General features: G+C 76.1%; 6 protein-coding genes and 1 pseudogene. 1 reads left to right on the top strand and 6 read right to left on the bottom strand.

Features of this window, described 5'->3' with window-relative positions; all coding sequences use genetic code 11:
* Positions 1–112, top strand: a pseudogene (locus M8330_RS22765) (IS5-like element ISMt1 family transposase); the annotation flags it as partial.
* A gap of 11 nt (positions 113–123) precedes the next feature.
* On the opposite strand, the gene M8330_RS19020 reads toward M8330_RS22765, so the two are convergent.
* From M8330_RS19020 to pilM, 6 genes are all read right to left on the bottom strand, one after another.
* Positions 124–1,422, bottom strand: coding sequence for an MFS transporter (locus tag M8330_RS19020; RefSeq protein WP_250828604.1), 1,299 nt, complete (start codon positions 1,420–1,422; stop codon positions 124–126).
* A 146-nt stretch (positions 1,423–1,568) separates the two neighbouring features.
* On the bottom strand, positions 1,569–2,402 hold the full coding sequence (locus M8330_RS19015; protein ID WP_250828603.1) for a prepilin peptidase: 834 nt from the start codon (positions 2,400–2,402) through the stop codon (positions 1,569–1,571).
* Positions 2,399–3,955 carry a diguanylate cyclase domain-containing protein gene (locus M8330_RS19010; protein WP_250828602.1) on the bottom strand — a complete coding sequence of 519 codons (1,557 nt, stop codon included), beginning with the start codon at positions 3,953–3,955 and terminating at the stop codon, positions 2,399–2,401. The genes M8330_RS19015 and M8330_RS19010 overlap by 4 nt, the downstream gene beginning before the upstream one ends.
* Position 3,956: 1 nt before the next feature.
* Complete coding sequence (locus M8330_RS19005) at positions 3,957–4,571, bottom strand: hypothetical protein (RefSeq protein WP_250828601.1); 615 nt, start codon at positions 4,569–4,571, stop codon at positions 3,957–3,959.
* Positions 4,568–5,569: a PilN family protein gene (locus tag M8330_RS19000; protein WP_250828600.1), complete on the bottom strand. Its 1,002-nt coding sequence runs from the start codon at positions 5,567–5,569 to the stop codon at positions 4,568–4,570. The genes M8330_RS19005 and M8330_RS19000 overlap by 4 nt, the downstream gene beginning before the upstream one ends.
* Positions 5,566–6,726 (bottom strand): pilus assembly protein PilM, encoded by a 1,161-nt coding sequence (gene pilM, locus M8330_RS18995; protein WP_250057621.1) that lies wholly within the window; start codon positions 6,724–6,726, stop codon positions 5,566–5,568. The genes M8330_RS19000 and pilM overlap by 4 nt, the downstream gene beginning before the upstream one ends.
* Positions 6,727–6,929: the final 203 nt, after the last annotated feature.

Genomic DNA, 6,929 nt, shown 5'->3' with positions numbered 1-6,929 from the left:
CTTCAACGACCACAAGCAGTGGCGAGGGATCGCCACCCGCTACGACAAGCTGGCTGTCGTCTACCGAGGCGGCGTCGTGCTCCGCACCATCACCATCTGGCTACGCGAATAACCAGACACTCCCTAGGAGCGCGCGCCCCGCGTCCGCCAGAACACCACGAGCGCGGCGAGCACGCCGATGCCGAGGTAGGCGAAGGACAGGTCGGCCAGGCCCACGACGTGGGTGAGGCGGCCGGCGACCAGGCTGGGGAACGCCGCCCCGGCGTAGGAGAACAGGTACACCGACGCCATGACGCCGGAGCGCTGCGCGGGGGCCACGTGCGGCAGCAGCGTCTGCACCGAGCCGGTGAATCCGGTGCCCATGCCGGTGCCCGCGACGACGCCGGCGGCCAGCACGAGCGCCACGCTGCCCAGGTGCAGGCCCAGGACGATGCCGGCGACCCCGACCGCGAAGAGGGTGATACCCAGGCGCTGGGCCCCCACCGGCGTCATCCGCGCCGTGATCGGGATGCCCAGGCCGTAGGTGATCATGAACGAGGCGAAGACCAGCGAGCCGATGAACGGGTCCTCGGTGCCCAGGTAGGTGGCCGAGATCGTGGGGCTGAAGGACTGGTAGAAGCCGCCCAGCGACCAGGTGCCGCAGAAGACCGCGACGGCGGCCGGCAGCAGCGGGCGCACCGACGACGGCAGGGCGACCTGCGGCCGCAGCGAGCGCAGCAGCCCGGGACGCACGTCGCTGCTCGGTGCCAGCGCGAGCAGGGCCAGGCACACGAGGAGCAGCGCCAGCACCACGACGTAGGAGCCGGTGGTCGGCCACGGCGAGAAGCTGGCGAACAGGCCGGTCAGCAGCGCGCCGGTGGTGATACCGACCTGCGGGCCGCCGGCCACGAGGGCCGGCGCGATCCATGCGCGCCGCGGCGGGGAGAGGTCGAGCAGGTAGGCGGCCACGGCGGAGGTGGCGAAGCCGCACGCGAGCCCCTGGAGGACGCGGGCCGTGGCGAGCGCGCCGAGCGAGCCGACGTCCAGGAGGACGAGGGAGCCGACGATCGCCAGCACCACCGACGTCATGGCCACCGGCCGGCGCCCGAGGTGGTCCGAGACGCGGCCCAGCACGAGCAGCGCGACGAGGACGGAGGCCAGGTAGGCGACCGTGGCCAGCGCCAGGTCGGCCGTGGTGAGCCCGTCGGTGACGCGGTAGGTCTCGTACAGCGGGATCGGGGACCCGGAGGAGATGAAGACCGCCACCAGCGAGACCGCCGCCGCCACGAACCCGAGCGTCGGACGGTGCCGGCGGGTGCGCCGGGCGCGGGGGCCGCCGTGCGGGTCGGGCTCGACGACGTCGGCCACGCCCGCCCGCGGCACCGGACCGGTGACCTCGTGCTGGGGCGCGGTGGCCTGGTGAGCGGTCGACTGCTCGGTCACGGGGTCCTCTCGGGGACGGGGAGGGCGGCTCGTTGCCGAGGTCCACCTTCTCCCGCGCCGGGGCTCGCTGACCAGGGTCGACGACGGCGAGAGTCATCACAGCGAGCGTGGGAATGCGCCCGCGCCCGTCCTCCGCGGAGCAGCCGCTACAGGCCCACGAGCCCGGCGTACGCCTCCGCGAGCGGCACGCCGCAGGGCACCGCGAGCAGCGCGCCGCCCACGAGGAACGGCCCGAACGGCAGGACGCGGCGGCGCGAGCGGTCCGCCAGGAGCAGACCGCCGCCCACGAGGGCGCCGCCCACGAAGGCGAGGGCGAGGCCGACCAGCGCGGCCCCGGGCACGAGACCGGTGACCGTCAACGACCCGGTGGCCGCGCCGAGCACCGGCGCCAGCGCCACGTCGCCCAGGCCCATGCCGCGCCCGGCGGTGAGCACGTGCAGGCCGCCGATGACGGCGAGCCACACCAGCGCACCGACCAGCGGCGGCAGGAGCAGGCCCGGGTCGCCGACCGCGACGGCACCGCCGGCCAGGCCCGCGAGCACGAAGCCGCCGGTCCAGGCCGTGACGGCGAAGGGCAGGCGGTGCAGCGCGAGGTCGACCGCCACCAGCGGCACGCCGCCGGCGACCACGGCCAGCCAGGCGACGAGGCGGCCGGCGTCCCAGGCCGTCCACGACCCGACGGAGTCGGGCAGGAGCAGCACCGCGAGCAGCACGAACAGCACGGCGGTGGCGGCCTCGACGGCCGGATAGCGCCACGGGATGGTGGTGGCGCAGTCGCGGCACCGACCGCGCAGCAGCACCCAGGAGAGCACGGGCACGTTGTCACGCTCGCGCACCGCGTGCCCGCAGGCGGGGCAGGCGGAGCGCGGACTGACCACCGACAGCCCGGCCGGCACGCGGTGCGCGACCACGGTGCCGAAGGAGCCCAGCGCCAGCCCGAGCAGCCCGAGGACGACGCAGACGGCGAGCAGGACGCTCACCGGCTCGCCCCGCCCACCGCGTCGGGGCAGGTCTCGCCCGCCGCCGCCGACTCCGACTCGGTGGCCGCGGACACCGCCTGCCGGCCGCGACCGCACTGGACCGCGTCGCAGCCCAGCGAGAGCAGCCGCTCGGCCACGTCCTGGTCCGCGACACCCTGGGCGACGACACGCACCCCGAGGGTGTGCGCGGCCCCGGTCAGCCGGCGGACGCGCTCGGCCTCGCCGGCGTCCTGGGCGGCGCGGGCCACGAAGGACGGCTGGAGCCGGACCTCGCCGACCAGCGGGTTGGCCCACACCAGGGCCAGCGCCGGTCGGGTGCCGCCGTGCTCGGGGATGCTGAGCCGGGCGCCGGTGGAGGTGAGGGCGTCGAGCGAGGCCGCGTCCCCCAGCAGCGAGCCCGCGGACTCGCTGACCTGGAGCAGCAGCCGGGCCGCGGGGTGGTCGGGGTCGTGGTCGGCATGGCCGGCCTGCCGGGCGGCGCGGGTGATGATGCCGGGCAGCGCGGGGTCGAGCAGGGTGCGGGCGGACACGTCGACGGCCACCGTCGTGCGCGGCGAGCCCACGCGGGGCACGGTGCCGGTGGTGGCACCGGGCGTCCCGACGAGCGCGGCGAGGCCCTCCAGGGCGCGGCCGACGGCCCAGGCGTCCAGGCAGCGGGCCAGCCCGTGCCGCTCGGCCAGCGCGCGGGTGCGTGCCGCGGGGATCGACCCGTGCCGCAGGTCGCGCCACCGGAGCACCGCCTCGACGCCGTACAGCTCGCCGTCGGGCCCGGTCCGCGGGTGCAGGCGCACCCCGAGCCCGGCGCCGTCAGGGTCGGCGACGGCCGAGGCGAGGGAGGGGAGGAGCACCTCGTCGGAGGGTCCGGTCACGACCTCGGTCTCGGCGGCGCCGCGGGCGCGCTGCTTGTCCCGGTACATCCGCTGGTCGGCACCGGCGACCAGGTCGGGCAGGGTGGTGCCGTCCTGGCCGGCGACGGCCACGCCGACGGAGGCCTGGAGCAGGTTGCCCGGGGCCCCGTCGGGCCCGAGCGTCGGGGTGCGCGAGCCGCCCAGCTGCTCCCGCAGCCGCTCCTCGAAGGACGCGGCGACGGCGGTGTGGTGCAGGGGCTTGACCAGCACGAACTCGTCCCCGCCCCAGCGGGCCACGAGCGCGCGGGGGCCGGCCACGGCCCGCAGCCGCTGCGCGGTCTCGACGAGCAGGTGGTCGCCGGCGCTGTGGCCGAGCGCGTCGTTGACCTGCTTGAGCCGGTCGACGTCGACCAGCGCGACCGCGACGGACGCGCCCTGCTCGAGCGCCTGGGTGACGAGGCCGGGCGCGGTGCGCTCCATCTCGTCGCGGGTGAGGAGACCGGTGAGCCGGTCGGTCTGCCACGACGCGGGCGCCCCGGCCCCGCTGGGGGCGGGGCCGGGGTTCCGCGCCGGGTCCGGGACGGGGACCGGTCGGGGGGTGGGGTGGTGGGCGTGGGCGCGCGCCGGCTCGAGCGGGCTCAGGCGGGCCGGGGGGAGGACCTCGGGGAAGGGGCCGGGCGTGGCGGCACGGGGGGAGTGCTGCACGTCAGGCGCCCGGGACGGAGGCCGGCTCGGCGATCTCGGGGGCGAGGAAGGTGCTGCTCTCGACGAGGAGCACCCACTGGTCGCTCTCGGACTGCGACAGGGAGACCGAGGAGACGAGCATCGCCCGGTCGAGCTTGCCGATCTCGGCGAGCATCGTGCGGCAGGCGTCGTAGTCGGCCTCGACGCTGATCGTCACGGTCTGCACGGCCAGCTCGGCGCCGGTCGGCACGCCCGCGGCGGCGACGCCGGAGGCCGAGGCCCACTCGACGGGCGTGCTGGGGGAGAGCGCGGTGACGTGGTCCAGCGGGATGCCGGCCTTCTTGGCGGCCTTGTCGACCAGCTCGAACAGGCCGGGCTGGTCGGCGGTGGTGGGCACGAGGACGTCGAGGTCGGCGGCGAGCGAGCGGACGTCGCCGAGCTCGTCGCGCAGCTTCTCCAGGCCGGCGAGCTTCACCTGGAGCAGGTTGTTGGCGTCCTGGGCGGCGACCGTGGCGTCCCGGGTCTCGCCGAGGGCGCCGAGGTAGCGGCCGACGACGCCGAACCAGCCGGCCACGAGCACGAGGAGGACGACGAGCGACCCGACGACGACCGTGGCGAGGGGGGTGCGGAGGTTCACGGGGTGGTCTCCTCGTCCTCGGTGGTGGTGGCGGCGGTGGCGTCGGTGGTCTCGGTGTCCTCGGCCGTCGCCAGCGGCGGCAGCAGGGCCGAGGCCAGGTCGTCGTAGGTGCCGGTGAAGGCCACCGACGTGACGCCGACCGTGCCCGCGAAGGTGACGCCGTCCTCGCCGGCCGTGGTGGTGGTGATGAAGGGCTCCGAGAACATCTCGTCGGACTCGAGCCGCTCGACGAGGCGGGCCACGGCCTGGCGGTCGGGTGCGGTGCCGGCGATCGAGACGCAGGTGAGCACCGGGTTGGCGCCGAACGGGTCCGGGCCGGCGCAGGTGGCGCCGATGCCGCGGTCGGGGTCGACGGCCGCCGTGGCGTCGGTGGCCGCGCCGTCGGTGGTGGTGCCGTCCGTGGTCGTGGCGGCGTCGGTGGTCGTGTCGGCCGCGGGGGCGAGCGTGAACGTCAGGCTCGCCAGCTCCGCCCCGTCCGGGAGAGCCTTGTCGAGGCCCTTCACGACGGCGGCGGTGTCGACCTGGGTGCTCATGAGCGTGCGGGTGACGAGACCGCGGCCGCGCACGGAGCTGACGTAGGCGGAGACGTCGTCGAGCGCCGAGATGCGCAGCTGGAGCCCGTCGGTGACAGCCTGCTCGCCGCTGAGCTCGGCCTCGGCCTGGGCGAGGGCGAAGTGCATGCCGGTGCCGACGAGGCCCAGGACGAGCACGAGGCTGCCCACGCCGTAGACGAAGCGGCGGCGCAGGTGCCGCACCCGGTGCTGCTCGAGCACCCAGGGGGAGACGAGGTTGACGCCGTGCCGGGGCGGCGGGGCGACCGGAGCCTTGCCCGCCTTGCCGCCCTTCGGCGCCTTGCCGGGCTTGCCCCCCTTCGAGCGGCCGCCCTTGCGCGAGGTGAGCGCGGCCGGGCTGTCCGGCACGGGCACGGTGGGGTCGAGCGGGGCATCGGCCGCGCGGCGGCCGGCCTTGCGGGTGCCGGTGGTGGCGGCGCGGCTCATCGGCGGCCTCCCGTGGTGGTGGCGGGCAGGCCGGGGCTGCACAGCCCGAGCGGGACGACGAGGTCGCTGCTGGGCAGCAGCGGGCCGTGCGGGCCGTCGCCGAGGACCTCGACGGGCAGCCCGACGACGGCGCGGCAGTGCTCGGCCAGGCCGGGCAGCAGGGAGCCGCCGCCGGTCAGCAGCATGTGCGTGGGGGAGTGCCGGGGGTCGTGGGAGACCTGGAAGTCCAGGGTCGCGCGCACCTCGGCGAGCATCCGGGAGACGGCCTCCTGGGCGAGGGCCTGGTCGCGGTCGACCGGCTGGGCGCCGGGCACCGGCAGCAGCCGCGTGCGGCGCTTGAGGTCCTCGGCCTCGTCGCGGGTGCGTCCCGTCTGCTCCACGAGCATCCGGGTGAGCAGCTCACCGCCGAGGCCGGCGGCCACGCGCACGGAGCGCGGCCCGTCCGGGCCCTCCACGGTGACGCCGACGGTGTCGGCGCCGACGTCCAGCACCGCGCGGGCGGGCAGCGGAGCAGCGGCCACGGCGGACGCGGGGAGCCGCTCGCCCTCCTCGCCCGGAGCACCCACGAGGGTCGGCACGGGCGTGACCGCGGGCTGGGGCGCGGGAGCGGGGCCGAGGCCCGCGGCGCCGAGGCCGCGCAGGGCGGCGAAGGCGGTGAGGTCCGCCGAGAGCACCCGCAGCTTGGCGGACTGCGCGGCGCGGACGAGGCCGTCGACGGCCTCGCGGGCGGAGGCGACGAGCAGGATGCGGGTGATCCGGCGGGTGCGGCCGTCCTCGTCGACGATCGTGTCCTCGCCGAGCGGCAGGTGGTCGATGTTGGCGTCGTCGATCGGCACCGGCAGCAGGTCGGCCACCTGGTAGCGCAGCGAGCGGCGCAGGTCCTCGTCGCTCATCCAGTCCAGCTCGAGCTGGCGCACGAGCACCGAGGCCGAGCCGACCGCCAGACGGACGTCGCGGGCCTTGGGCTGCAGCGTGCCCACCAGCTCGCGCAGGGCGTGCGCGACCGCGTCGTCGTCGCGCACCACGCCGGCCTCCACCGCACGGGGAGGAAGGGGGACGCGGGCGTGCCGGCGCAACGTCGGTGCACCGCGTCTGGTGCGTACCTCGACGGCGCGCACGCTGCTGGTCCCGATCTCGAGACCCACGAGGTTCGCCATGGATGATCTCCGTCCTGCTCGAGGAGGTCATCGGCCGCGCGGAGCAGCGACTTGACGATCGGGACGGAATTCCTGGGATGAAAATTTTACGACGTTCTTGGTCAAGTCCGGAGTGTCGGAGCCCGATCACTCTCACGATACGTCAAGTCGGAATGGACCGGTCCGCCTGCGCCCCCAGCGCTGCGACCCCCGTTCCGAGGGAC

The sequence above is a fragment of the Nocardioides bruguierae genome (genome assembly GCF_023656415.1).
Classification (GTDB): Bacteria; Actinomycetota; Actinomycetes; order Propionibacteriales; family Nocardioidaceae; genus Nocardioides; species Nocardioides bruguierae.
Note: the sequence above shows the minus strand (reverse complement) of the source record. Positions and strands in the feature narration are given on the sequence as shown.